At 40.6% G+C, this 26,525-nt stretch carries 24 protein-coding genes; 1 reads left to right on the top strand and 23 read right to left on the bottom strand.

Annotation, left to right across the window (positions count from 1 at the left end):
- Positions 1-5: 5 nt before the first annotated feature.
- From liaX to IGI66_RS03705, 21 genes are all read right to left on the bottom strand, one after another.
- On the bottom strand, positions 6-1,556 hold the full coding sequence (gene liaX, locus IGI66_RS03805) for a daptomycin-sensing surface protein LiaX (RefSeq protein WP_010781549.1): 1,551 nt from the start codon (positions 1,554-1,556) through the stop codon (positions 6-8).
- Between the two features lie 178 nt (positions 1,557-1,734).
- On the bottom strand, positions 1,735-2,412 hold the full coding sequence (gene phoU / locus IGI66_RS03800) for a phosphate signaling complex protein PhoU (RefSeq protein ID WP_010781550.1): 678 nt from the start codon (positions 2,410-2,412) through the stop codon (positions 1,735-1,737).
- A gap of 45 nt (positions 2,413-2,457) precedes the next feature.
- Entirely contained in the window at positions 2,458-3,213 is a 756-nt protein-coding gene (pstB, locus tag IGI66_RS03795) for a phosphate ABC transporter ATP-binding protein PstB (protein WP_010781551.1), read from the bottom strand.
- Positions 3,214-3,482: 269 nt separating this feature from the next.
- On the bottom strand, positions 3,483-4,283 hold the full coding sequence (pstB, locus tag IGI66_RS03790; RefSeq protein ID WP_010781553.1) for a phosphate ABC transporter ATP-binding protein PstB: 801 nt from the start codon (positions 4,281-4,283) through the stop codon (positions 3,483-3,485).
- Positions 4,284-4,333: 50 nt separating this feature from the next.
- The gene (gene pstA / locus IGI66_RS03785; protein ID WP_010781554.1) at positions 4,334-5,221 is read right to left on the bottom strand and encodes a phosphate ABC transporter permease PstA; all 888 of its coding nucleotides are present in this window, start codon (positions 5,219-5,221) and stop codon (positions 4,334-4,336) included.
- On the bottom strand, positions 5,214-6,146 hold the full coding sequence (gene pstC / locus IGI66_RS03780) for a phosphate ABC transporter permease subunit PstC (protein ID WP_010781555.1): 933 nt from the start codon (positions 6,144-6,146) through the stop codon (positions 5,214-5,216). Before pstC ends, pstA begins: the two co-directional genes overlap by 8 nt.
- Positions 6,147-6,387: 241 nt before the next feature.
- A complete protein-coding gene (locus tag IGI66_RS03775; protein ID WP_010781556.1) occupies positions 6,388-6,642 on the bottom strand; it encodes a helix-hairpin-helix domain-containing protein in 255 nt (84 codons plus the stop codon).
- A gap of 6 nt (positions 6,643-6,648) precedes the next feature.
- Positions 6,649-7,041, bottom strand: a complete 393-nt coding sequence (locus tag IGI66_RS03770; RefSeq protein ID WP_438847645.1) for a VOC family protein — start codon at positions 7,039-7,041, stop codon at positions 6,649-6,651.
- Between the two features lie 68 nt (positions 7,042-7,109).
- A complete protein-coding gene (locus tag IGI66_RS03765; protein ID WP_438847643.1) occupies positions 7,110-7,886 on the bottom strand; it encodes a helix-turn-helix domain-containing protein in 777 nt (258 codons plus the stop codon).
- Between the two features lie 112 nt (positions 7,887-7,998).
- Positions 7,999-8,853 carry a phosphate ABC transporter substrate-binding protein PstS gene (locus tag IGI66_RS03760; protein ID WP_438847641.1) on the bottom strand — a complete coding sequence of 285 codons (855 nt, stop codon included), beginning with the start codon at positions 8,851-8,853 and terminating at the stop codon, positions 7,999-8,001.
- An 88-nt stretch (positions 8,854-8,941) separates the two neighbouring features.
- Entirely contained in the window at positions 8,942-10,390 is a 1,449-nt protein-coding gene (cls, locus tag IGI66_RS03755; protein ID WP_438847640.1) for a cardiolipin synthase, read from the bottom strand.
- Between the two features lie 63 nt (positions 10,391-10,453).
- Complete coding sequence (locus IGI66_RS03750) at positions 10,454-10,891, bottom strand: GNAT family N-acetyltransferase (protein WP_367377665.1); 438 nt, start codon at positions 10,889-10,891, stop codon at positions 10,454-10,456.
- A gap of 47 nt (positions 10,892-10,938) precedes the next feature.
- Positions 10,939-11,259, bottom strand: coding sequence for a DMT family transporter (locus tag IGI66_RS03745; RefSeq protein WP_010781562.1), 321 nt, complete (start codon positions 11,257-11,259; stop codon positions 10,939-10,941).
- Positions 11,260-11,515: 256 nt separating this feature from the next.
- Positions 11,516-12,400: a permease-like cell division protein FtsX gene (ftsX, locus tag IGI66_RS03740; RefSeq protein ID WP_010781563.1), complete on the bottom strand. Its 885-nt coding sequence runs from the start codon at positions 12,398-12,400 to the stop codon at positions 11,516-11,518.
- Positions 12,393-13,082: a cell division ATP-binding protein FtsE gene (gene ftsE, locus IGI66_RS03735; RefSeq protein WP_010781564.1), complete on the bottom strand. Its 690-nt coding sequence runs from the start codon at positions 13,080-13,082 to the stop codon at positions 12,393-12,395. Before ftsE ends, ftsX begins: the two co-directional genes overlap by 8 nt.
- Before the next feature lie 92 nt (positions 13,083-13,174).
- Positions 13,175-14,291, bottom strand: a protein-coding gene (prfB, locus tag IGI66_RS03730) for a peptide chain release factor 2 (protein ID WP_438847637.1) whose coding sequence is annotated in 2 segments (ribosomal slippage) — positions 13,175-14,218 and positions 14,220-14,291 — 1,116 coding nt in all. Because the reading frame shifts where the segments join, the coding sequence is not laid out codon by codon here.
- 269 nt (positions 14,292-14,560) lie between these two features.
- Positions 14,561-17,092 (bottom strand): preprotein translocase subunit SecA, encoded by a 2,532-nt coding sequence (gene secA, locus IGI66_RS03725; protein ID WP_086305511.1) that lies wholly within the window; start codon positions 17,090-17,092, stop codon positions 14,561-14,563.
- 305 nt (positions 17,093-17,397) lie between these two features.
- Positions 17,398-17,943 (bottom strand): ribosome hibernation-promoting factor, HPF/YfiA family, encoded by a 546-nt coding sequence (gene hpf, locus IGI66_RS03720; protein ID WP_010781567.1) that lies wholly within the window; start codon positions 17,941-17,943, stop codon positions 17,398-17,400.
- A 140-nt stretch (positions 17,944-18,083) separates the two neighbouring features.
- Positions 18,084-18,749, bottom strand: a complete 666-nt coding sequence (locus IGI66_RS03715) for a ComF family protein (protein ID WP_431380731.1) — start codon at positions 18,747-18,749, stop codon at positions 18,084-18,086.
- Positions 18,739-20,037, bottom strand: coding sequence for a DEAD/DEAH box helicase (locus IGI66_RS03710; protein WP_438847634.1), 1,299 nt, complete (start codon positions 20,035-20,037; stop codon positions 18,739-18,741). The genes IGI66_RS03715 and IGI66_RS03710 overlap by 11 nt, the downstream gene beginning before the upstream one ends.
- A gap of 128 nt (positions 20,038-20,165) precedes the next feature.
- Positions 20,166-20,453 carry a DUF7662 domain-containing protein gene (locus IGI66_RS03705; protein ID WP_086305508.1) on the bottom strand — a complete coding sequence of 96 codons (288 nt, stop codon included), beginning with the start codon at positions 20,451-20,453 and terminating at the stop codon, positions 20,166-20,168.
- Between the two features lie 106 nt (positions 20,454-20,559).
- Between IGI66_RS03705 and IGI66_RS03700 the strand changes: the two genes are divergently transcribed.
- Positions 20,560-21,201, top strand: a complete 642-nt coding sequence (locus IGI66_RS03700; RefSeq protein WP_431378024.1) for a YigZ family protein — start codon at positions 20,560-20,562, stop codon at positions 21,199-21,201.
- 9 nt (positions 21,202-21,210) lie between these two features.
- Here IGI66_RS03700 and IGI66_RS03695 read toward each other — a convergent pair whose 3' ends face one another.
- Complete coding sequence (locus tag IGI66_RS03695) at positions 21,211-21,915, bottom strand: GntR family transcriptional regulator (RefSeq protein WP_010781571.1); 705 nt, start codon at positions 21,913-21,915, stop codon at positions 21,211-21,213.
- A gap of 240 nt (positions 21,916-22,155) precedes the next feature.
- Complete coding sequence (locus tag IGI66_RS03690; protein ID WP_010781572.1) at positions 22,156-26,397, bottom strand: 2-hydroxyacyl-CoA dehydratase; 4,242 nt, start codon at positions 26,395-26,397, stop codon at positions 22,156-22,158.
- Positions 26,398-26,525: the final 128 nt, after the last annotated feature.

Raw genomic sequence — 26,525 nt, 5'->3', positions numbered from 1 at the left:
ATTTCTTAATTGTCAAAATCTTTCAAGAAAATACTACCAGTCGTTGTTGATACATCGATTTTCACCATTTCATCGGCAACCCGACGAAATTGCAATAAGCGGTTTGTTTTCTCTTTTTTCTCTCTGATCACTTCATAGTTTGATAAGCGATCATTGATACTGCCTAAGCTTGTTTTGGCTAATCCTTCTAGTCCAACTGTTTTTCCTAAAGAAACTTTGACGTTTCCGTTCACTGAGCTTGCTTTAATTTTTTGTAGGCTATCATGTCCAGCGGTCAATTTGACATCTCCATTTACCAATGAAATGCCGTAGTTTTGAATCGCTGCTTGAGTCGTAATATTCCCATTAACAGTTTCAATGATCGAATCTAAGATCGCGCCTTCGCGGATCTCGATATTCCCATTAACACCTTGGATTTCGAGCATCGTCGCATCGATATGCTTGAACATAATATTGCCATTCGTTGATTTCGCATAGACATCTTTAGCGTCCATCTCTTCAACAGTCAAATCACCATTCAATAATTTGACTGCTACGTGGTCATACGTCCGTTTTGGCAAGTAGAAAACTAACTCTGCTTGGACACGCTTATTTGGGATCTGGAATGAGATGTGCTCATCGTTTACTTCAATTTGGCTACGTTCTAATAGCGATTGAAGCGGCGTTGCTTCATTCATTTTACCATAAAGTTTGATTTTCGCATCTACTTTGATAGCTGCGTCATCCCATGATTTTAAGGTAACTTTCCCATTCGCTAATTTAATGTCCAGCAAAGTAGGTTCCACATCTGTATATAGGAATTGGTGTTCAAACTTAGACGTTACTAAACCAGGAACTTTCACGTTGAAGTCTTTCCAATCCACGTTTTCTTCTACAGTATCAGAAACCGTCTTCCACGTTTTCTTCATCAAACGACTTAATTGAATCCCTGCTTCTCCAAGCTTTTCACCAACTTGTGAGAATGTCTCAGTTGCTTGATCTTTCAAATCGTCTGGAATATCAAACCGTGCACGTGTACGTTCTTTGCGTGTTTCATTTTGATCGTCTTGAACATTTTTCAACTTTTCTTCTTGTGCATCGACTTGTTCCTGCAACGCGGCGATTTGTTCCTTCAGCTCATCAATTTCTTCTTGAACGGTTTCACGGATTTTATCATCTTCTTCTGATAATGTATCCAATTCTTCCTTCGTATCTAATTCCATCAACACTTCTTCTTTTTCATGAAGAGCCGCTTTTAATTCGTTCTTCTTCCGGTTGATTTCATCAATATGAGCAGAAATTTGATTGGCTTCTGTCGCTAAATCATCGAAGTAAGCTTCAAGATCTTCCAAGTCCTGTTCTTCAGACCCATCCGCTTCTTCTGCATTTTTTTTGTTTTCCCATTCATCAACTAAATTGGTTGCTTGGTCACGGTGATAAGAATCCACTTTATCAGCAGCTTGCTTGATCTGCGCTTCATCCTTTGCCTTGGCCATACTTTCTAATAAATCTAAACCTTCTTGAGTCGATAAAATACCTTTTTTGACTAATTCTAAAATTCGTTGTCTTTCATTCATAGAAATTGCCTCCTTCAAAAAGCAAATACATACTTTTGTTTACATTCATATTATGCATGGTTTTGAATCATTTGTCATAGGACTAAAGACCCATCTTTTTATCCGACTTGTTAACGGGTGTGTTTCTTCCTATTATATATAGAAAAAAACCAGCTAGAAAATCTAGCTGGCCATTCGTTTAAAAGTTTTCATTTCGATTGCTGTTTAGTTCAGTGATTTTCCCAGTCGCTAAGTATACGATCCATTCACAGATATTTGTCACATAGTCCCCAACGCGTTCTAAATACCCTGCCACGTGAAGATAGTCGGTTCCGCTGATGATTGTATCAGATTCTTTTTCCATCGTATTTGTGGTCATATCATAGATTTTTTGGAAATAATCGTTTACTCGTTCATCCATCTTCGCGATCATCCGAGCATCTTTTTCATCTGTTTTTACGTAAGCGATCAGAACATTGTCCACCATCTTCTTCACATAGTTGGACATCTCATTGATTTCTTTCTCAACCTCTAGAATTCGAGGCAGCCCTTTTAGTCGAATGGTTGATTTTGCAACGGATACTGCATGATCCCCCATTCGTTCCAAATCAGAACTGGCTTTCATGATAGTAATGATCGTGCGCAGGTCTGTTGTGACAGGTTGCTGCAACGCAATCATCTCAAAACTTTTTTTCTCCAAACGAACTTCCATATTATTGATCTCAACATCATGGTCAATAACTTCTTGTGCTAATTTTTTATCGTGGTCAATATATGAACGAACCGACTTGTGTACGGCACTTGAGACCATCATACCCATTTCATAAAATTGATTGTGAAGATTCAACAGATCTTCTTCAAATTGTGTGCGTAACATCTTTGCCCTCCTTATAACTATCAATCTTCTCTATCAAATTGCCTACTAACCAAATTTCCCTGAGATATAGTCTTCGGTTTCTTGTCTCGAAGGATCTAAGAAAATTTTCTTGGTTTTATCAAATTCGATCAACTCTCCTTGTAAGAAAAAGGCTGTACGATCGGATATTCGTGAAGCTTGCGACATGTTATGTGTCACAATAATAATAGTGTAATTTTCCTTCAGTTCTAACAACATGTTTTCTATTTTACCGGTAGATACTGGATCTAGCGCACTCGTTGGTTCATCCATTAAGATCACTTCAGGATTGACCGCCAATACTCGAGCAATACAGACACGTTGCTGCTGCCCGCCAGATAGAGACAACGCACTCTCATGGAGCTTATCTTTCACATCGTTCCATACAGAAGCAGCTTTCAAACTTTCTTCAACCACTTGATCAAGTTTGTTCTTGTCCTTCTCGCCTTTTAATTTTAACCCATAAATGACGTTCTCGTAAATCGAAAATGGAAAAGGATTGGGTTGTTGAAAAACCATGCCAATTTCTTTTCGCAATTCGACAGTGTCTGTTTTAGGACTATAAATATCTTTGTCCTTGTACATCACTCCGCCTGTGATCGTTACACCGGGAATCAAGTCATTCATTCGATTCAAACAGCGTAAATAGGTAGACTTTCCGCAACCTGAGGGACCGATCATTGCAGTGATCTCGCCCTTTTCAATATCCATGTCAATCCCTTTTAACGCTTCTTTTTTGCCATAATATAAATGAAGGTCTTTGGAAGTAATAATCTTCGACATTCAGTTTTCTCCTTTTTCAGTATATAGGAATTCATTTTCTTACAGAAAATGAGTTTTATGTTCAAGCCGTATACCATTCCACTAATACTTCTACTAGTATTTATCCGTTGCTTTTTTATTTCTTTTTTGTCACTAGTTACTGCAAAAAGTGGAACTGGCATCCTTTTTCAGTATATAGGAATTCATTTTCTTGCAGAAAATAAGTTTTATGTTCAAGCCGTATACCATTCCACTAATACTTCTACTGTGATTACCTATAAAATTCTTGGTTAACCAAAATGACCTGATACATAATCTTCTGTAGCTTGAATTTTCGGACGCGTGAAAATTTTTGTTGTTTGGTCGTATTCAATGACATGGCCTAAGTAGAAAAAGGCGGTGTAATCGCTGATACGAGCAGCCTGCTGCATATTATGTGTAACAATGATGATCGTATAATTTTCTTTCAATTGGACCAACGTTTCTTCCACTGTTCCTGTTGAGATTGGATCTAACGCGCTTGCTGGTTCATCTAGCAATAAAATGTCTGGCTTCATCGCGATTGCTCGTGCAATACACAGACGTTGCTGTTGCCCACCGGACAATGCTAAAGCACTTTTGTCGAGATTATCTTTGACTTGATCCCATAAAGCCGCTTGCTTCAGGCTTGTTTCTACGGTTTCTTCCAATTGATGTTTGTCTCTCATTCCGTGCTGCTTCAAAGCAAAAGTGATATTATCACGAATTGATTTACTGAACGGATTCGGACGCTGAAATACCATGCCGATACGTTTGCGCATTTCATACACATCGATATTTGAGGCATTGACATCAACATCCTTATATACGATCTTCCCAGTGACATTCGCGCTAGCAATGCCATCATTCATTCTGTTCAATGAGCGTAGGTAAGTGGATTTCCCACAACCAGAAGGCCCGATCAATGCGGTGATTTTATTTTTTTCAAATTCAAGATCTACACCTTTGATAGCCTCGTTGTCGCCGTAAAAGACATGCAAATCTTCTGTATGCAACGCGACCTCGCCAGGCATTTTGATGAGGTTACGTTCATCCCAATTATATTCTTTCATTGAATTTCTCCTTGTTCGTACGAATGTTGAAACGATCTTGGTTTAATTTTTTATGTTGACGTCATTTTTCTATGCAATCTCTTACCGATTGCGCGGGCGCCAAAGTTAAAGAGCAGTACCGCTAGGATAAGAACAGCAGAAGCCCCGGCAGAAACAGCATTGCCATCGGGCATTGTTCCTTCAGTATTGATTTTCCAAATGTGCACGGCCAACGTTTCAGCCTGACGGAAAATACTCAAGGGACTTGATACGCTTAATGGGTTTAAATTGGTGAAATCCAACGCCGGCGCACTTTGTCCAGCTGTATAGATCAACGCCGCGGCTTCACCGAAGATACGTCCAGAGCTTAAAATGATTCCTGTCAAAATCCCGGGCAATGCATCTGGAACAACAATTTTTGTGACGGTTTCCCAGCGTGATAGGCCTAATGCTAACCCCGCTTCACGTTGTGTATAATGAATTGCTCTGAGGGATTCTTCAATATTTCTTGTTAGCAAAGGCAAGTTGAAAAGCGTCAATGCTAATGCACCAGATAGAATCGAAAAACCATATCCGAACTGAATAACAAAAATCAAGAAACCAAATAGACCGACTACTACTGAAGGCAACGAGCTCAAAATTTCGATAGATGTCCTAATGACATTAGTCACCCAGTTTTTCTTCGCATACTCAGATAAATAAATTCCCGCTCCTAAAGAAATCGGCAAACTGATAATCATGGTGATCAACAGCAGATAGATCGAATTGAATAATTGAATTCCGATTCCGCCGCCTTTTTGATACGCTTTTGAAGGGGATGTTAAGAACTCCCACGAAACATGAGGCAAGCCACGAATCAAAATGTAAAGCAATAGAAAAGCCAGGATCGCAACAATCAAACCGGAGACAATGTAAAGGACTGCTGTCGCGATTTTGTCCGCGCGTTTCGCTTTATCCATTCGTTATCTCCCCTTTCTTTCCAATATAACGAATCAAAATATTGAACACTAACGACATGAATAATAAGATCAGTGCCAGTGACCATAAAACGTTGTTTTCTACAGTCCCCATGATTGTGTTCCCGATCCCCATCGTCAAGATCGACGTCAGAGTCGAAGCGGGTGTCGTCAACCCCGTCGGCATCAATGCAGCATTCCCAATAACCATTTGGATAGCCAAAGCTTCACCAAAGGCACGAGCCATCCCGAAGACGACAGCGGTCAATATTCCCGGCACGGCAGCACGTAATACAACTTTGTAAATCGTTTGCCAACGTGTTCCGCCCAAAGCCAGCGAAGCTTCGCGGTAATGGCGGGGCACTGATTTTAATGTATCTACCGTCATCGTGGTTACGGTAGGCAGAATCATAACAAATAATACAAACGTCCCAGATAATATCCCGAAACCTGTTCCACCGAAAATTGAACGAATAAACGGTACAATCACTGACAAACCAATAAAACCATAAACAACAGAAGGAATACCCACAAGCAGCTCAATGACTGGCTGTAAGAATTTCTGTCCTTTAGTAGGAGAAATCTCCGTCATAAAGACTGCGGCTCCGATCGCAAACGGGGTCGCCACAATCGCTGATAAAAAGGTCACCATAAAGGAACCTAGAATCATTGGCAACGCGCCAACTAGCGGTTTGCCATCCGGCCCAGTCGCACTGGGATTCCACACCGTTCCAAATAAAAAGTCGAATACATTGATCTTATCTACAAAAAAGGTTGATAACCCCTTGCTTGCTACAAAATAGAAAATTGCTGCAACGACAAATACGATTAACGCGATACAGATAAAACTAATAAAACGTCCTCGTTGTTCGATTCTCGCACGCTTTGATTTCGTCGTGAGCGCTTTTTTTACATCTTCATTCTCCAAGGCTTACTCCTCCTGATTCCTTCAATCTAATCCACTCGGTTTTTTCAAACCAACAAACCCATTCTACCTGTTGAAAATCAATTTCTTTTTAATCTCCTGTAACGCTTCCATGACAATTGTAAAGAAAGTGTAAACCGAAGAATAGAATCCGCGCAACTGAACTGCTTGAAACAAAAAACTTCACGACTTTCAGCCATACAGAAATAGCGGCTGTCGTGAAGTTTCTTATGATCAAAACTAATTATTCGTCTTTCCAATCCCACCAATTTTGTTTATTTGCTGGAAGCTGTCCTTCATGATCCGCATAGTAAACGGCTAGTCGATAGGCATACAAGGCGCAGCGGTCGACCGGTTGCCCTTGTACTACACAATCCTTTAGATAAATTTCTTCTGGATCTTGTTCTTTCAGCGAGGCAATTGTAGGAAAGCCCGCATTTATTAAATGAGCCGCCATATTTTTTCCAATACCAGGAATCATTTGTAAATTATTGTCCATTACCAATCACCCTTCTTTGTATTCTGTAAACGTTAAAACATAGCCATCTGGGTCTGAAATAGCAAATTCCATTGCTCCATAAAAAGTTTTATGTGGTGTTTTGTAAATAGGATAGTCCTGTTCAATCGTCTTGTAAAAATCCTCAAAATTCTCAACAGTGATATACAGCGTGATGGATGGCGTAATTTTTTCAGTTGTCAGTATTGGATACTCTTCAATCAAATTATTTTTTTCTTGGAGCATCAACGTGAGCTCCTCCTTTGAAAGAATAGCAAATTGTAAGGATTGGTCGTCGGCAGGTACAGATGCGACTACTTCTAATCCCAAAATATCTTGATAGAACGTGATGGATGTCTCTACATTCGCAACCATTAAATTAGTTGTTATATTTTTATACATTGTGCTCGCCTCCCCGATTGATAGATTAATTTTATCAAGAAGAGGCGGGAAATAATTGTAAAAAAGCGTCACTTTTTATAACGAGAAACCAAGTCTAGCGGAGTAATTCCTAAATAGTGCTTAAAGTCTTTATTAAAGTGAGGCTGATCATAATAATTTGTCACAGCCATAATGTCAGAGGGGACGGCTTGTTCAGAAGTCAGTATCTGCAAACATTTTTGAAACCTTAAAATACTTAGTACCATCTTAGGCGTTAAACCAAAATTTTTCGAAAAAACGCGTTGGCACTGGCGAGGACTAAAATAAAGCTGGTCATACAATTCCTTCGTATTTTTAGGCGGAGACTCAAACAATCTCGGAAAAAGCCTTGTAAAATCATTAGGCGTCATCTTCTCAAATTTTTCGACCAAATAGCCCTGAAAAATTTTCTGAGCCTGTTCGAACCCTGATGAAAAAAAGCGCGACTGATCGAGATCATTAAAAACATTTTGCAAGAACACACGGTCATTCATCGCTCTTTCCGCAGGCAGACCTGTAAGTTGATGGAAAGCGCCCGGCATCATGCGCGCACCAAAGAAATATGCGGGCGTTTCTATCTCATAGTCAAATTCTGTTTGCTGATTCCCAGTGAAAAATATTTCCTTTCTATCAAAATCGACGATCAAGTCAATACAGCCATCTGCGGTAATGACATTTTTCACTCGACGGTGCTGTTTCGTTTTCGGATGCATGGACCAAAAACATAAAATGAACGCGCTGCATTCGGGAATAACCGTTTCACTGTAAACGACCGCTTGCGTGAACGCGTCATTTAAAAGAAAGGGAACTTGTATTGGATAATACACTTCTTCTCCTCCTACTCTTTTCGGAATAACCGCCTGCCTCATTTTTCCTGCATTTTCTGCAGCAAAAATTACGTGAAAAAAACCGTCTCGAAAAAACGAAACGGTAGTTCTGCTATTTTATTTCATTGCCTTGCCAATCTCGTTCTACTTTCATATTAGAGATAGGAATGTAGCCGAGTTGTGGAACCACTTTTCCTTGAACATCCTCAGAAAGCATATAATCAAGAAAATCCTTCACTAATTCAGTGGGTTCGCCTTTAGTATACATATGCTCATAGGCCCAAATCTTCCAACGATTCGTCGTGACATTGTCGTCTGTCGGCTTGACCTCATCAATACTCAAGGTCTGTACATCCTTCGTGACATATGAAAATGCCGTATAGCTGATAGCGCCCGGAGTATCCGAGACAATTTGGCGAACCATGCCGCTTGAGTCCTGCTCCTGCGCACGAATAGCCGTTTTTCCATCTAAAACCCATTGTTCAAAGGTCGATCGTGTGCCACTACCGGTTGCCCGGTTCAAAATAACGATTTCTTGATCGTTGCCGCCGAGTTCCTTCCAGTTCTTAATTTCACCAAGAAAAATCTTCCGCAGGTTTTCTAATGAAATATTGGTTACACCGACGCCCTTGTTAACGATAGGGGTGATCCCTACTACAGCAACTTTATGATCCACTAATTTTTTCGCATCGATGCCATTTTTCTCTTCAGCAAATAAATCTGAATTTCCAATGTCAACAGCGCCCGATTGTACTTGGCTTAATCCTGTACCACTTCCGCCGCCTTGGACATTGATGAATCTTCCTGGATTTTTACTCTGGTATTCCTCAGCGACCGTCTCTACCAATGGCTGCAACGCTGAAGAGCCGACAGCCGTAATCGATTCACCGCGGTCGATCCATTTTGAACATCCAGATAACAGTAAAAGCATTCCTAAACCTAATAGGGGAAAGAACCATTTCTTCATGAAAAATCTCCTTAAAATCTCTTTGAGTTCACTTACTAAACAAGCTAGTTCATTTTATACTATCAAACCATGAAAGCGCAAATGATTTTTATAGAAGCGGTGAGATCAATCGTGCAATGCCCTCTTTAAACTTGATAACAGTACCGCGTTGATCATATTTTTCTTGCGTCAATATTTTTGAGTTCATCGAATCTTTATAAAACTCGTCCCGTAATTCCCTAGCAAATGCGGCATCATAAACGATCGTATTTACCTCAAAATCCAATTTGAAAGACCGTACATCAATATTAGCAGAGCCTACTGAAGCGATCCCTTCATCGATCACCATGGTTTTCGCGTGGATAAAGCCATTTTCATAAGTTTCAATAATTGCTCCATACTCTAACAATTCCGCCGCAAAAGAATAGGTCGCCCAATAAACTAAAATATGATCCGGCTTATTGGGGATTTGAAGGCGAACTTTTACTCCTGACAACAGCGCCAGCTTCAATGCTTCATGAATCGGGGCGTCGGGAATATAATAAGGGGTTTGGATCAAAATTTCCTTTTTTGCCAAATTGATCATTTTCAAATACGTCAACTTAATTTGTTCATGCTCGCTGTCAGGCCCGCTGCTGACGATTTGCAAAGCAAATTTCCCATCAGCTTCAATTTCTGGGAAATAGTCTGGCTGATACACAAGGTCGTGCCGCTGCTGAGAATTCCAATCCATTAAAAAGCGATTTTGCAATGTGTACACAGCATCCCCATGAATCCGTAAATGGTTGTCTCGCCAGTAGCCAAATCGTTCAACTAATCCGAGATACTCGTCTCCTACATTGAATCCTCCGGTATAGCCGATTTCTCCATCGATCACAACGATCTTTCGATGGTTCCGATAATTCATCCGCGGATTTAAATAAGGTAAAAATAATGGAAAGAAAAAAACGACTTCTCCACCCGCTTCAATTAACGGTGCAAGAAAACGACGTTTGACTTGTGTGGAGCCCCAAGCATCCAAAAGCAGACGTACCTTTACCCCGCGGGATACCGCAGCAACCAATGCTTCCCGCACTTCCAGTCCCAACTCATCCGCACGGTAAATGTAGTATTCCATATGGATATGGTATCTTGCTTGATGGATGTCCTCAAGCAACGCATCAAATTTTTCACGTCCATCTGTATAAAGTGTCACTTCGTTTTTTGTCGTATATAGAGAACTTTCAAACATGGTCAGCATATAAATCAATTGACGCGGGTCAACCTGATTGGTCGTTGGCTTAGGAAAAAGCCCCCGTTCAAGCGCTCGCTGTTGCTGTTGAACCTCCACATTCATCCCTATTTTTGTTTGCATCTTTAAATCAAAAATACGTTCTTTCGAGATACCTTTTCCAAAAAAAACATACAAAACAAACCCAAGAATCGGGATAAACGTCAAGACCAATAACCAGGCCCATGTATTCACCGTATCCTTCCGCTCTCTAAAAACGATAATAAAAGACAATGCTGTATTGATAATCAGGAAAAACAATCCCAAGTGCTCTGTCACAAACGACATGCTTTCACACTCCTTCTAGTAAAGGATAGCCGAGAAAATGCTGAATGTAAACAATCTACTGTTTTAGTGATTCTCCGACTTCTGCCAAAGCATTTCTACGTGAGGGATACCATCTTCTAAATATTCCTCAGAAGTTTCTTTAAACCCGAATGAACCGTAAAAATCAGATAAATGCGCCTGTGCCGAAATACTGACCGGCAGGTCCGGATAGCGTTTTTCTATTTCCTTCATCGTCTTAGCAACCAGTTTTCTCCCCAATTGTTGTCCCCGAAATTTTTTCACAACCAACACACGACCGAAATGAATCCTCTCACCTTCTGCTAGGATTCGTGCATACGCTTGTAGTTCACCCTCTTTTTCTATACAAACGTGTACAGCCGAACGGTCAGCCTCGTCAACTTCTTGATAAGGACACTGCTGCTCTACCACAAAAACAGCCGTGCGCGCCTCTAAAATGGTCAATAATTCCTGTGGTGTTAATTCATTCGTCGTTTTAATCATACGTACCTCCTGCATTTGTGCTAAAGATAGTTTACCCCACTTCCTTGCTAATGTCCGCTAGTAACTTTGATTCCAATGATTCCTACTACTAGAAGAACCACGAAAAAGCTCGTCAAAACAGAGAGATGATCTTTAAAAAAGAAAACACCAATTAGGATTGATCCCACAGCACCAATTCCTGTCCATACTGGGTAAGCCAGACTCATTGGCAGTATGTGCAGAGACTTTGCTAAAAAATAGAAACTCGCGATCATCCCAACCAATGTTAAAATCGAGTAATTCATCTTAGTAAATCCCTCACTCATTTTCATCATGGTTGCCCAAAATGTTTCAAATACCCCTGCAATAATCAACGATAGCCATGCCATAATACATACTCCTCCTTAAATGAATAGCAAATGAAACGATGCGTACCGAGTTTATTCCATTAAACTATGAAATAAAAATCAAAAAAAGGGAGTCCAATTTCTTCAAAGACCTAACGAAATTGGCTCCCTTGCTCGGTAGCGATTTATTTAACTGTCTTCCATAGTAGAACCTTTTTCTAAAAAAGGCAAGAGACATTCTCTTTTAAAAATATTCTATAAAAAAAACTCCTCCGAAAACACGGAGAAGTTTCATTATTTAGATTTTTAAGAAACGACGCATAGAGATAACTGAACCTAATGAACCGATCAAGTACCCGCCAACAGCCATTACAATATCTAAAATCCATACGATTTGGCTTGGACGAAGCAACGCTAGATTTGATTGCAATAGATAAGGCGCGGCTATGCCGTATACTTGAGAATAGCCATACGTTAGCACTAGAATCGGTACGATTGAACCAATCAATCCGATCCAACCACCTTCAAGAAAGAATGGCCAACGAATATAGCCATTTTTAGCTCCTACCAGTCGCATGATTTGAATTTCTGTTTTGCGTGAAATAATCGTGATTCGAATCGTATTCGAAATCAAGAAAATCGCTACAAAGATTAACAATGCGGCGGCGGCTAAGCCCCATGTTCGTACAACCTTGGACATTTGAATGATTCGATCCGCTGAGTTTCCGCCGTAATTTGCACGGAAGACATTATTTAGTTGACTCGCTTCACGGGTCACTGGACGAATATACTGTGCATCTGTTGCGCTTACGATATAAACATCATAAAGAGGATTGCTGTCCCCTTCAAATAAATCCCACGCATCACCCATTTGTTTTTGTAATTTTCTCAATTGCTCTTGCTTGCTGGAGAAAGTCACTTTGTCCACGTGTTTGATCTCTTCTAAATCCGTTTTTAACGCTTTAAGATCTTTTTCTTTTGTGCCGATATCAGCAAAGACGGTTACTTCGACATTTCCTTCGACATCTTGCGCCAATTTTGTCGCATTCATGATGACTGCAAGGAATATTCCCGCCATCGTTAGTGTGATCGTTACTGCACTGACTGATGCTAATGTCATCCAGCCGTTACGTTTGACACTTTTGATACTTTCCAATAAGTGTCGGAAGAAATTTCTAATCATCAAACTCGTATTCTCCTTCCGCTTCATCCCGAACGATCAAGCCATTTTCAATCGCGATCAAGCGATGACGCATGGTGTCTACGATCGTTTTGTTATGAGTCGCCATAACGATCGTTGTTCCTTGGTTATTGATCCGTTCCAACAGCTTCATGATTTCCCAAGACGTATCCGGGTCCAAGTTTCCTGTTGGCTCATCTGCGATCAATACTTTAGGCGTATTTACGATGGCACGCGCAATAGACACTCGTTGCTGTTCCCCACCGGATAATTCACTCGGGAATACGCGAACTTTGTGTTTTAGACCAACTAAATCTAAAACTTCCATCACACGTTTTTTGATATCACGCGGCTTGCGCCCGATAACTTGCATCGCGTAAGCGACATTTTCATAGACTGTCTTACGAGGCAATAACTTGAAGTCCTGAAAAACCACGCCAACATCTCGACGTAAATAAGGAACTTCTTTATTTTTGATCTTTAACAAATCATGACGGGCAACATCCAATACTTTTCCAGAAGTTGCTTTCTCTTCACGATACATCAATTTTATAAAAGTAGATTTTCCACTACCAGAGGGGCCAACGACATAGACGAACTCACCTTGATCGATACGGACCGAAATCCCACGCACAGCAGTTGTCTTATTAGGATATTTTTTTGTTACATCCTGCATTTCAATCATGCTTTATCTCTCCAAATCCTCTTAAATTCTTTGTTATTATAGCATGCCAACATTGCAACTGGCTTTCATAACTTTACAATTTGATTTCATTTTTAAGCTTGAGTGTCTTGCGCCAAGCGCCATTTCAAGTAAGCATCGATAAAAGGATCTAGATCGCCGTCCATCACAGCCTGTACATTCCCAGTTTCATGTTCCGTACGGTGATCTTTTACCATTGAATAAGGATGAAAAACATATGAACGAATTTGCGATCCCCAACCAATCTCTTTTTGTTCTCCTCGCAACGCCGCAGCCTCTTGCTCCTTTTTCTCTATCTCTAACTGATAGAGCTTCGCCTTCAACATCTGCATAGCCGTCTCGCGATTATGAAATTGTGAACGTTGTGCCTGACTGGCAACAACCGTTCCTGTTGGCAAATGTGTGATCCGAACCGCCGAAGAAGTTTTATTGATATGCTGTCCACCAGCACCGCTTGCACGATAAACATCCACTTTTAAATCATCAGGATTGACTTCGACTTCAATGTTTTCGTCCAACTCAGGCATGACTTCCACCGAGCAAAAAGAAGTATGACGACGACTCGCTGAATCAAACGGCGATATCCGAACTAATCGGTGCACACCCTTTTCAGATTTTAAATAGCCGTAGGCGTTCGTTCCTTTGATCATCAGCGTAACGCTTTTTATTCCAGCTTCATCACCTGACTGATAATCGATTGTCTCCACTGAAAAACCGTGTTGGTCTGCCCAACGAGTATACATGCGTAAAAGCATTGAACCCCAATCTTGAGATTCTGTCCCACCAGCGCCAGGATGAAGTTCTACAATGGCATTGTTTTTATCATAGGGATTGTCTAATAACAACGATAATTCAAAACCTGAAATTCTTTCCTGCAACTGATTTAATCGCTCTTCTAATTCCTTTTGCATTTCAGGATCAAATTCTTCCTGCTGCATTTCCCACATAAGATTCATTTCGTCCGTCTCATTTGCGATCACTTGAAACTGATCATAGGTATCCTTAGAAGCATTATTTCGATTAATCAGAGCCTGCGCTTTTTCGGAGTCATTCCAAAAATCTGGTGCAGACATTTGGTTTTCAGCTTCAGCGATATCCTCCTCTAACTGCTCTAGGTCAAAGAGACCCCCTGAAACTTGCGACTTGCTCTTGCATCGTATCTAATAAATTTCGTATTTCTGCGTTTTCCAACTTTTTTCCTTCTTTCTCTCGGATAAAAATTATCCATATAACCAATACTTGCTCTTTCAAAAATAAAATCTTACGACTATATTGAACGTTTGAACACTACTTCGCAACCAGTTTAATATACAAACGGTTTCTACCACACATAATCTATTAAATTATTACACCTATAAGATACCATGAACTATCCAAAAATAGGAACGGAGTGAAACTCGCAAAAGACGAGACATAATAGCTATGTCCCGTCCTAAAGGTTCATTTCTTATCGTAAATAATTATTGTCCTTTGCCATGACAGTTTTTATATTTTTTTCCGCTGCCGCAAGGACATGGATCGTTGCGCCCTACTTTTTCAACATGAACAGGCTTTTGCTTCGTTTCAGTTAGGTTCTTAGGATCTCCATCTGCTTCCACTGGGTGTTCTTGTTGATTTTGCGCTACTTGCTCCCGTTGAACATTTTGACGGATCTCTGCTTTCATGAAGAGTCGTGTCACTTCAAACTCGATTGCGCCTACCATATCTTCAAACATCTTGTAGCCCTCTGTTTGATATTCTACCAACGGATTGTTTTGTCCATAGGCACGAAGCCCTACAGATTGACGCAATTGATCCATTGCATCAATGTGATCGGTCCATTTTGTATCTACAACACGCAAGATGACTACTTTTTCAAATTCTAATAATTGTTCAGGGCTCTGTAATTGGGCCACTTTAGAATCAAAAACCTCTTTTGCACGACTATAAAGATAATCCTTCATTTCTTCTGGCGTTTTATTTTCAAAGTCCGCTTTAGAAACAGTATCCTCGTGCACCAATGTCGTTCCGGCGAAATCAGCTAAGGCCTCAAAATTCCAGTTTTCCTTATCCAATTGCGTGTGGCTGTCCACGACACGTGAAATTGTCCGGCGTACCATGTTCAATAAGTTTGGTGTCAAATCTTTTTCGCCCATGATCACATCTTGCCGTTGTTTGTAGATTACTTCCCGTTGCTCACGCATCACATCATCGTATTGCAAAACATTTTTACGTGTATCGTAGTTGTTTCCTTCTACTCGTTTTTGAGCAGATTCAACTTGACGTGTCAGCATTTTACTTTGAATAACGGCATCTTCGTCTTCTACTTTCATCCGGTCCAAGAACGCTTTGATTCGTTCAGAGCCAAAACGTTTCATTAAATCATCTTCCAATGAAAGATAGAATTGTGAAACACCTGGATCTCCTTGACGACCAGAACGACCACGTAGCTGATTATCAATACGGCGAGATTCATGACGTTCTGTACCGATTACGGCAAGTCCGCCCAGTTCAATGACCCCTAGACCTAGCTTGATATCTGTTCCTCGACCAGCCATGTTCGTCGCAATAGTTACGGAGCCCTTTTGACCCGCGTTCATAATAATTTCTGCTTCTTTAAAGTGATTTTTCGCATTCAAGACCTCATGCGGAACCTTTTCACGGTCCAACATATTTGAAAGCAATTCGGATGTTTCAACCGCTACCGTACCAACAAGAATGGGCTGTCCTTTACGATGACGTTCTTTGATGTCTTGAACGACAGCATGGAATTTGCTTTCCAATGTTGGGTATAACAAGTCTGCATGGTCTTCACGAATGATCGGACGATTAGTCGGAATTTGAATAACTTCGATATTATAGATTTCACGAAACTCTTCTTCTTCTGTTTTTGCTGTCCCTGTCATACCGGCAAGTTTTTTATACATCCGGAAATAGTTCTGGAAGGTGATGGTTGCCATCGTCTTCGTTTCGTCTTCGATTTCAACGCCTTCTTTGGCTTCGATCCCTTGGTGTAACCCGTCAGAGTAGCGACGACCATCCATAATACGTCCAGTAAATTGGTCAACGATCAGAACTTTGCCTTCTTGTACCACGTAGTCAATATCACGAATCATGATAAAGTTGGCCCGCAACGCTTGATCCAAATGATGGGTCAATGCAGTATTATCAAGATCATACAAATTTTCTAATCCAAAGTTTTCTTCAGCTTTTTCGATTCCTTGTTCCGTTAAACCAATCGTTTTTGACTGAATGTCAATCTTGAAGTCCTCTTCTTCTTTCAAACGCTTCACGAAATTATCCGTGCGTGTGTAAAGAGCTGTCGATTTTTCAGCCGCTCCTGAAATGATCAAAGGAGTCCGAGCTTCATCAATCAAGATTGAATCCACTTCATCGACGATCGCGTAGTTTAGCGGACGTTGAACCATTTGACTTTGATAAACTACCATGTTGTCTCGTAGATAATCAAAACCTAGTTCATTGTTCGTACTGTATGTAATATCACAGTTATACGCTTCACGTTTTTCATCCGCTGTTTTTGAATTGATATTCAAACCAACGCTCAGTCCTAAGAAGTTATACAACTCGCCCATTTCTGTAGAATCCCGCGTAGCCAAGTATTCATTGACTGTTACAACGTGGACACCCTCACCAGTTATAGCATTTAGATACACCGGCATCGTTGCTGTTAAGGTTTTCCCTTCACCTGTTTTCATTTCTGGGATATTGCCATCGTGTAATACGATCCCACCCATTAATTGTACGTGGTAAGGGTACAGACCTAAGACGCGTTTCGCTGCTTCGCGAACTACTGCAAACGCTTCTGGCAACATTTCGTCTAAGGTTTCTCCTGCTTGATAACGTCCTCTGAACTCTTCGGTCTTACCCCGTAATTGCGCATCAGACAATTCTTCCATGGCGCTAGAAAAGGTTTCGACCTTGTCCGCGATCCCGCTTAATCGTTTTAATTCTTTTTTATCATTTTCAATCATTCGTCTCAGAAAGTTTGCCATTCGTTTATCTTACTCCTTTATTTCTTTTCATTTTCTATTTTTCGATAGAAACCCGCTAGTATATTTTATCATTAGTCCTTGAGAAAAGAAACTTCTCATGACGAATAATACATGACTTATACAATGATTAATCTTTTGGCTGGCATTTCCTTCCTGCCAACGAGTTAGAGCAATGAATTCCTCAAGAAAAAGTGGCTTCATTCTAAAACTTTAAATTCAATCAAAATAAAAAACCTTCCAGCACTAGCTGGAAGGCGTGAATTCTAGATATATGGCTTAACAAAGTATTTATTGAAGCCTATTTGTTAATCTGTTTCGATCAAACCATATTTACCATCTTTACGACGGTAAACGATGCTTGTACCATTCGTTTCAGCATCTTCAAAGATAAAGAAGTTATGCCCAAGCATGTTCATTTGTAAGACTGCTTCTTCGCTGCCCATTGGTTTCAATGATAAGCGTTTCGTACGAACAATCTCTAACTCAGAAGTTTCTTCTGCTTCATCGTTCAATTCAACAGCAACTTCACGTGTTGGTAAAGAAGTTTCACGAGCTTTGCGATTAATTTTTGTTTTAAATTTGCGGATCTGACGTTCTAATTTATCCACAACCAAATCAATACTTGCATACAAATCTGGTGAAGTTTCTTCGGCCCGAAGAACTAAGTAAGGTAATGGAATCGTTACTTCAACTTTTGCCGTTTTTTCTGTGTAGACTTTTAAATTGACATAAGCAGTTGCGTCCGGAACATCAGTGAAGTAGCGTTCTAACTTTCCTACTTTCTTTTCAACGTAATTGCGGATAGCTTCAGTAACTTCGATGTTTTCACCACGAACATTATATTTGAACATACGTATTGCCCCTTTCGTCTTGCCAACTGAAGATCGGAGGAAGGACCACTCTTCCCTCTTCTTCTTAATTCTATTATATCGAAATCTAATCCTTTTGCAAAGTAAATCGCTATCAATTTCACTCGAAAAAATAATGCATTTCAGCGTGAAAAAGTCAAGCTTTTCACCGTTTTAGCACCATTTTTATAAAGAATTTCTGCTCCGTGAAACAGTGTGCGCCCCGTCGTATAGACATCGTCCACTAATAAAACTCTTTGATTTCTAATCTTTCTATTTTCCACCTTCAAAGCAAAAGGCTGTTCCATTTTTAATCGTTCCGCACGTGATTTTTCTGACTGCGGGGAAAGCTCTTTTCGTTCCAACAACTCTATATAAGAACAATCTGCCGATTCTAAACAACCGCATACTTGATTGAATCCTCTTTCTCTAAAACGTTCTTTTGAGAGCGGGAGCGGACAAATCAGATAGTCTGAATACTTTTTTAGCGCTTCTTTTAATTCTTTTGCGATCCCTCCTCGCACGCGGTAATCCCCTTTGAATTTATAGCTTTCGATCCATCGCTGAAATCCTTCATCGTAGCGAAAAATACCTTGATTATTCAATACAAATCCTAACTGCGTTTCCCATAACTGGCAATCTCCACATAGCTTCGGCGAATCTGGGCGACCACATCCCGGACATGCCGTTTTGCTATTTATTTTTGAGAAACGCTTTTCACAATGATAACACCGCTGACTGGTGTTGAAGAACAACTCACGTAAAGTTACGTTTTTTACCACTTCCTGTTGGCAGCAACTACAGCGCATCAATCAATCCCGCCTCTCTAGCTTGTCGATTGTTTTCGTTGATTTCTTTGATAGCCCCCTTGATAGCGGTAGTCATTTCGCTGGTCGCAAAGAAAACTTTTGCCTGATTGTACTCTCCTTTACGATCAGCGCGTCCGGCTATTTGGACCAACGCTGATTTTTTAAACACACGGTGAGACGCTTGTAAAACTACAACCGATACTTTTTCAAAAGTCACTCCCCGTTCAAGAATCGTCGTAGTGAGCAGCAATTGATACTTCCCCGCACGCATATTTTCGACTTTTATTAGACGCTCTTGATCTTGTGAAAAAACGGTGGCCAACTTCACTTCTGGAAAATACGTTTGAATATCTTCTGCCATTTTCGCCAATAGAGAGATATTCGGACAAAACAAAAGTACATTGTTTTCTGCAAGTAATTCAGTTATTTTATTCAAGATTTTCTTTGAAAGGTGCCCCGCAGACAGATCTTTCTCTAAGCGCCAGCAATAAAGCACTTGTGGAACAGGTAACCCACGGCGATGAAATCTGGCAGGTAAATGGTACTGGTAGTCTACTGACTTCTTTAGCTTTTCATCAGGCGTCGCGCTTAAAAACACACGCTTACCATCTGCTTTTTTTGCTCTTTCCACAGTACGGTGCAGTAAAGGGTCTTCTGCATAGGGAAATGCATCCACTTCATCGATTATTACCAGATCAAAATATTCATGGTAGCGTAACAATTGGTGGACTGTGCATACCACAAAGATATCCCCGTTATCTTTTCTTTCCTGTCCATGAAAGATACTGATCTTTTCTTGCGGAAACGCCCCACAAAAGCGTAAAAATATTTCGTTACAGACATCCACTCGAGGCGACGTAACAGCTACCCGTTTTCCTTGTTCTAAATAGGCTTTTAATAAAGGAAACAATATCTCCGTCTTTCCTGCTCCCGTCACTGCCCAAAGTAAAAAAGTTTTCCCTGATCGTTGATCCGCAATCAACTGCTTCGCGATTTTTTCTTGTGGCGGCGAAAGATGTCCCGACCAAACAATCTCAATTTTCCTTGGTGTGATTCTTTCTGGGGGAAAATAGTAAAGCGATTGCTCACTGGTCATCCTTCCTAAACTAATACAATGAGGACAATAGAAATAAGCTGCTGGCACTTTTTCACGAGAATGACTTCCGCAACGCTGACATATCCACTCTTCTCCAGATGCTATCATCGCGGGAGTCTTCACTGCCTTTTTTATATCCGCTTGTGGATAAAATGTTTCCCATTCTTTTACTAATAAACGCTGACCAATCATTTTATTCAAACCTTTCTTTTTTAACAAAGTACGTCATGAGCAGTGTATTGCTTTATCCTCTGTAAAAGATTAAAAAAAAAGCGCAACGATTTGATCGTTACGCTAGAATTCCACAATTTTTATGATTTTTAAATGAGCCAACTCGATTTAACTAATTTATTGAACACAACATATTCTTTATCAAGATTGACTTGTACTACTTCATAATTCGCGTTCAGCCAACCGTAGGCTCCTTTTTCAGGATGACGATAATCATTCGCCCACCAATCCAGGTCTTGCCGAGCTGTTTGCGGCAAGCCGCTGCGAGGAAATAGCAATTCATCAAATTGAGTAAAGGTCAGCGTTACTTGAGAGCCATTATTACTTTTCAAATAATGAGTGATCCCATCATATTTTTTTACACGCGTCATGCTCATTCCTCACCTTCAAACAAAATCATACAGACAACATGGCATTTAGTTGAAACCTACCCTATTTTTCTCATATACTGGAGATGAGAAAAGTAAAGTGAGGCAAAAAATTATGCTGCAAAATTACCGAACCATCAAAAACGATAACCAACACGAGATTGAAATTAAAAAATCTCGTTTTATTTGTTTTTTAAAACGCATCGAATCAGAAGAAGAAGCAAAAAATTTTATCCAGCAAATCAAAAAGGAACATTGGAAAGCCAATCATCATTGCAGCGCCTTTGTTTTAGGAGAGCGTAATGAGATTCAACGTTCTTCAGATGATGGCGAACCTAGCGGAACTGCAGGGGTTCCTATGTTGGAAGTATTAAAAAAGACGGAACTGATCAATGTTTGCGCTGTTGTCATTCGCTACTTTGGCGGCACCAAACTTGGCGCCGGCGGATTGATACGCGCGTATTCAAACGCCGTCTCTCAAGCGATCACTGCTACAGGAATAGTTGAAGGTCGCCTACAGCAAGAAGTATTCGTTCAACTGGAATACCCTCTTTGGGGAAAGATGGAGAACTTCATCACGCAAGGTCAGCTAGTAGTTAAAGATACCCAGTTTACTGACAAAGTTCTTGTAACTTGTATGGTAGACGAGGACCAGCTTGCTGTTTTTAAGACACACGTAATCGATTTACTGAATGGACAGGTTGAGTTTACACTCGGCGAAGTCGCTTATTCTGAACAATTAATCCAAGAGACTTAGTTTCTTGGATTATTTTTCTAAATAAAATTCAAAGCGACTGCCAACATATTGCGTTCGTACATATTCAAAGGGGCGTTCATCCGCCAGATAAGATACTTGTCTTAACCGTAAGATTGCATCGCCGCGTTTGACAGATAAATAATCCGCGATTTGTTCCGAAGCTAAAATAGATGTCACTGTCTGATTCGCTCGACCGATTTCGAATCCTTTTTCTTGCAGACTATGATAAAAGGACTCCGTGATTTCCTCTTTACTGAAACCCTCAATCAATTTAGCGGGAATACTTGCTACTTCAAAACAGATAGGAATCTCATCTGCGTAACGAATCCGCTCCATTCGTAAAACCTGCTCACCCTTTTCCAAGCCTAACTTTTCTGCTTCGCTAGAACTCGCTCGCGAATGAAAATAAGAAATCGTTTTGCTAGAAGGGATTTTCCCCAGCGATTCCATAATGTCCGTGAAACTTGTTGTCCCACTCATTTTTTCTTGAACTTTTTTGCTGGCCACATAGGTCCCTGAGCCGATTTTTCTTTCCAATATTCCTTCATCTGACAAAGTCTGGATTGCTTGACGCAATGTCATTCGACTCACACTAAACCTAGTGGATAGTTCTCGTTCAGAAGGCAAGCGAGCGCCGACCTTCCATACACCGTTTTCAATTTCATGTTTTAACTGATCGTGTATTTGAATATACACTGGCACTTGATTCGCCACTTTCCGTCACCTCGTTCAATTTTCTATTCTCATTATAACTGGTATATACCTAATGCACAACAATAATCCTTCTGACCTTTGCCTCACTGACCTTGTTTTTCAAAGGACTTAAAAGAATCTAGTGTCTGACTTTCTGATAAACGACGCTATCTATCCTTTCGTTGTTAAATCCTTCCTATTAAACCGCAGGGATAAACAACAAAAAAGAGCAGACCATTGTTGATTGGTCTACTCTTTCAGTTAACTTTTGATTTCTTCTTTTAATTGCTTATTCGCTGTCGCCATCATTAATCGAATACGATTTAACTGGTTAACAATGGAAACTCCAGGATCATAATCAATGGCAGCAATATTAGATTTTGGATATTGATGACGCAATTCTTTAATCACGCCTTTGCCCACAACATGGTTAGGCAAGCAGCCAAATGGTTGCATACAGACAATGTTATTGACACCTGTCTTCAATAGGTCAATCATTTCGCCAGTTAAGAACCAGCCTTCACCAGTATGATTACCAATCGAAAGAATCTTGCTCGCATCCTCGGCTAATTGATAAATCGAATGAATTCCCGTAAAACGTTCAGACGCACGTAACGCTTTATCCATCGGTTTTTCCACCACTTCGATCAATTTAATTGCCATTTCAGCTAAGTTTTTATTTTTCTTCGGCATCCCCATATTGTCGTATTTCCAAATTTGATTATACAAGGAATAATTCATGAAGCCTATCAAGTCTGGCACGACTGCCTCAGCGCCCTCTGCTTCCAGTAAACGAACGATATCGTTATTGGCTGTTGGTGAATACTTCACTAAAATTTCACCGACGACACCAACCTTTGGCTTCACTTCATTTGAAATAGGTACCGTATCAAAATCTTTAATGATTTTTTTCATGTTACGGTTGAAAATTGTTAATGAGCCGTTTCGAACATTGCTTTCAACCTTCTTAAGCCATTCTTCATGCAACGCATCAATCTGACCTTTTTTCAATTCATAGGGACGCGTTCTGTAAACAACACGTTCAAATAAATCTCCATATAGAATTGCTACGACGATTCGTTTCAACATAGGTAAGGTATATTTGAATCCAGGATTGCTTTCTACCCCCTTATTTCCGAGGGATACAGAAACAACCGGAACCTGTGGGAAGCCTGCATCGTTCAAAGCTTTTCGTAATAGTGGAATATAGTTTGTTGCACGACACCCGCCACCCGTTTGGCTCATCATGACACTCGTATTGTCTAAATCGTAGTTGCCGCTCTGCAATGCTTCCACTAATTGTCCAATCGAGATGATCGCTGGGTAACAAGAATCATTATTAACGAATTTCAGTCCTACATTGACAGCTTCTCTGTCCATCGCCGGTAGACACACGACATTGTAGCCAGAAGCTTCCAAAGCAATATCAAACAACCCGGATTGATGAATCGGACTAAGCATTGGTAATAATAACGTGTGCTTTTTGCGCATTTCTTTTGTAAAGACGATTTTTTCAGGTTCTTCAAAGCGTTTTACTGGTTCAAAATGTGATTTTTCTCTTTCATTCACTGCAGCCTTCAGAGAGCGTAAACGAATTCTGATTGCACCTAAGTTAGAGCCTTCATCGATCTTCAAGACGGTGTAAATTTTACCGTATTGCTCCATGATCTCTTCTACTTGGTCCGTCGTCACCGCATCCAGTCCACATCCGAATGAATTTAATTGAACGAGTTCCAGGTTTTTTGATTTTGCAACGACACGTGCTGCTGCGTACAAACGAGAATGATAGACCCATTGATTGACGACTCGCAAATTACCAACATCGCTCAAATGAGACACGCTGTCTTCTGTAAGTACATGGAACCCTTCCTGGGTAATCACTTCGGCAATTCCATGATTGATTTCAGGATCTAAATGATACGGACGTCCAGAAAGAACCACGCCGCGCTCCCCTTTTTGGTTGAGCATTAACAGTGTTTCTTCGCCTTTTTTCCGAATATCGTCCTTGAAGGCTTCCAATTCTTCGTAAGCATGATGCAAGGCTTTGGTGATCTCCTCCTGAGAAATACCCAGATCTTGGAAACAGCGACCCAAAACAGCAGCCACAGAGGCTTCATTCGCTAAGTTTAAATAAGGATTTCGATAATCGACTTTGCCGTCGCGAATATCATCTACATTGTTGCGAATGACATCCGGATAACTTTGGACGATTGGGCAATTAAAATGATTGTCTGCTTCCTTCGATTCTTGTCGTTCAAAAACAACCCCCGGATAGAAAATCATCGGTACGCCGCTGTCGATCAATGCTTGAATATGTCCGTGCGCGATCTTCGCTGGGTAACATGCAGTATCACTAGGAATTGTCTCCATCCCTTGTTCATACAATTCTTTGTTAGAACGCGGCGACAATTTCACACGGAACCCTAAATCGCTAAAGAACGTATGCCACAACGGATAATTTTCATACATGTTCAAGACACGTGGAATCCCAATTTCACCACGTACTGCTTCTTTTTTTCGTAATGGACGGTATTTGAATAAACGGCGATATTTATAGTCTACTAGATTCACTTTTTTATCTTCACGCTTGACCTTGATCCGCGCGCCACGTTCACAACGATTTCCTGTGATAAATTGTCTTCCGTCAGAGAACAATGTCACGGTCAGCATACAGTTGTTCTCGCATAGTCCGCAGTGAGTAAATTCTTTTTCAGCAGTAAAGCTGTCGATCTCTGCTAATGAAAGTGTCTCGGTACGTTCACCGACCTCATAATTTTCTAAAGCGATCAACGCTGCTCCGAAAGCGCCCATTAAGCCCGCAATGGATGGACGAACAACTTCACGTCCAGTTACCATTTCAAACGCTCTTAATACCGCTTCGTTATAAAAAGTTCCTCCCTGACAGACGATCTTTTCACCCAATTCCTCTGGACGACGTACTTTGATTACTTTGTAAATAGCATTCTTGATAACAGAATAAGAAAGTCCTGCAGAAATATCGCCAACAGAGGCACCTTCTTTTTGAACCTGTTTCACTTTTGAATTCATAAAAACGGTACAACGAGAGCCTAGATCTACAGGTGCTTTTGATTTTAAGGCGGCTTTCGCGAAATCTTCGACATTATAATTCAACGATTTCGCAAAGGTTTCAATAAACGAGCCGCAGCCAGATGAACAAGCTTCATTTAATTGGATCGAAGAAAGCGCGCCGTCTTTGATGGTCATCGCCTTCATATCCTGACCGCCAATATCTAAAATGAAATCGACTCCTGGCTGGAAATGATTGGCCGCTTTGTAATGAGCCATCGTTTCAACTTCACCGATATCCACTTTCAAAGCATTCTTGATCAATTGTTCACCATAGCCTGTTACCGCCGCTTTTCCAATAAAAACATTCTCTGGTAATTTCGTATATAGATCTTTCAAGACCGTCATCGTTGTTTCTAATGGTTGCCCTTGGTTATTGCCATAAAAAGAATACATCATGTTGCCGTTGTCATCAATCAGGGCAACTTTCGTAGTAGTTGAACCAGCATCTATTCCTAAAAATGCCACTCCTTCATGCTCAGACAGACTTTTTTCTTTCGCTTGCGCCTGTCCATGACGCATCCGAAACTCAGCTAAGTCTGCTTCGTCTTTGAACAATGGCTCTAATGTATCAGAAGGAGATAAATGCCCTTCCTCCGCTGTCGTCAACCGATGCAATAACGCTTCTAAAGATGTTGCCTCTGCTTCCTCCGAATAAAAGGCTGCACCCATCGCTACAAAAAGCTGTGGATTTTCAGGGAAGATCACATTTTCTGGCGCGATATTCAATGTCTCGATGAAACGTTGGCGCAATTCAGACATAAAGAATAGCGGACCGCCAAGAAACGCAATATTACCTTTTATTTTCCGGCCTGCTGCTAATCCGGCAATAGTTTGATTAACTACCGCTTGAAAAATACTCGCCGCGATATCCTCTTTGGCTGCTCCTTCGTTGATTAAAGGCTGCACATCTGTTTTCGCAAATACCCCGCAACGAGAAGCAATTGGATAGATTGTCTTATAATTTTTTGCTAATTCATTGACCCCGTTTGCATCCGTCTTCAGCAAAACTGCCATCTGATCGATAAACGCGCCCGTCCCTCCAGCACAGCTTCCGTTCATGCGCTGCTCCAATGCGCCTTCGAAAAAGGTGATTTTCGCGTCTTCTCCACCTAATTCAATCGCTACATCCGTTTCAGGAATAACTTCTTCAACAGTACGAGTACACGCGATGACTTCCTGTACAAAAGGAATCGCCAAAACATCTGCCAGCCCCATACCGCCAGATCCGGTAATACTCATTGTCATTTCTTGATTGCCAATCACTGATTCTGCTTCACGCAACACACGCTCTGTGGCAGCTTTCACATCTGAAAAATGACGTTCGTACTTTGCAAACAGACTTTCATTTTGTTCATTCAAAATGACCAACTTGACGGTTGTAGAGCCAACATCAATCCCCGCTCGTAATGTCATAATTATTCCTACCTTCCATTTTTAACAACACATGTTGATTAACTTACAAAGTGTTTGTTATACTACTCACGTATATTCTAAAAAGATTTTGAATGTTATGCAATACTCAAAACCATTTCATTCGTGTG

Origin of the sequence: Enterococcus sp. AZ048 (genome assembly GCF_051715125.1) — a bacterium.
In the GTDB taxonomy this organism is placed as follows: Bacteria; Bacillota; Bacilli; order Lactobacillales; family Enterococcaceae; genus Enterococcus_A; species Enterococcus_A gilvus.
The sequence above is the reverse complement of the archived record's forward strand: the minus strand, read 5'-3'. Positions and strand labels throughout refer to the sequence as shown.

Excerpts from the sequence above, each read along its gene's own strand:
- phoU (WP_010781550.1), bottom strand. The coding sequence starts at position 2,412 with ATGTTACGCACACAATTTGAAGAAGATCTGTTGAATCTTCACAATCAA.
- liaX (WP_010781549.1), bottom strand. The coding sequence starts at position 1,556 with ATGAATGAAAGACAACGAATTTTAGAATTAGTCAAAAAAGGTATTTTA.
- cls (WP_438847640.1), bottom strand. The coding sequence starts at position 10,390 with ATGTCGTTTGTGACAGAGCACTTGGGATTGTTTTTCCTGATTATCAAT.
- IGI66_RS03710 (WP_438847634.1), bottom strand. The coding sequence starts at position 20,037 with ATGATTGGTCAGCGTTTATTAGTAAAAGAATGGGAAACATTTTATCCA.
- IGI66_RS03715 (WP_431380731.1), bottom strand. The coding sequence starts at position 18,749 with ATGCGCTGTAGTTGCTGCCAACAGGAAGTGGTAAAAAACGTAACTTTA.
- IGI66_RS03760 (WP_438847641.1), bottom strand. The coding sequence starts at position 8,853 with ATGAAGAAATGGTTCTTTCCCCTATTAGGTTTAGGAATGCTTTTACTG.
- pstB (WP_010781553.1), bottom strand. The coding sequence starts at position 4,283 with ATGAAAGAATATAATTGGGATGAACGTAACCTCATCAAAATGCCTGGC.
- IGI66_RS03705 (WP_086305508.1), bottom strand. The coding sequence starts at position 20,453 with ATGAGCATGACGCGTGTAAAAAAATATGATGGGATCACTCATTATTTG.
- secA (WP_086305511.1), bottom strand. The coding sequence starts at position 17,092 with ATGGCAAACTTTCTGAGACGAATGATTGAAAATGATAAAAAAGAATTA.
- ftsX (WP_010781563.1), bottom strand. The coding sequence starts at position 12,400 with ATGATTAGAAATTTCTTCCGACACTTATTGGAAAGTATCAAAAGTGTC.
- pstB (WP_010781551.1), bottom strand. The coding sequence starts at position 3,213 with ATGTCGAAGATTATTACTTCCAAAGACCTTCATTTATATTATGGCAAA.
- IGI66_RS03690 (WP_010781572.1), bottom strand. The coding sequence starts at position 26,397 with ATGACATTACGAGCGGGGATTGATGTTGGCTCTACAACCGTCAAGTTG.
- IGI66_RS03700 (WP_431378024.1), top strand. The coding sequence starts at position 20,560 with ATGCTGCAAAATTACCGAACCATCAAAAACGATAACCAACACGAGATT.
- pstA (WP_010781554.1), bottom strand. The coding sequence starts at position 5,221 with ATGGATAAAGCGAAACGCGCGGACAAAATCGCGACAGCAGTCCTTTAC.
- IGI66_RS03750 (WP_367377665.1), bottom strand. The coding sequence starts at position 10,891 with ATGATTAAAACGACGAATGAATTAACACCACAGGAATTATTGACCATT.
- IGI66_RS03775 (WP_010781556.1), bottom strand. The coding sequence starts at position 6,642 with ATGGACAATAATTTACAAATGATTCCTGGTATTGGAAAAAATATGGCG.
- ftsE (WP_010781564.1), bottom strand. The coding sequence starts at position 13,082 with ATGATTGAAATGCAGGATGTAACAAAAAAATATCCTAATAAGACAACT.
- IGI66_RS03770 (WP_438847645.1), bottom strand. The coding sequence starts at position 7,041 with ATGTATAAAAATATAACAACTAATTTAATGGTTGCGAATGTAGAGACA.
- hpf (WP_010781567.1), bottom strand. The coding sequence starts at position 17,943 with ATGTTCAAATATAATGTTCGTGGTGAAAACATCGAAGTTACTGAAGCT.
- IGI66_RS03745 (WP_010781562.1), bottom strand. The coding sequence starts at position 11,259 with ATGGCATGGCTATCGTTGATTATTGCAGGGGTATTTGAAACATTTTGG.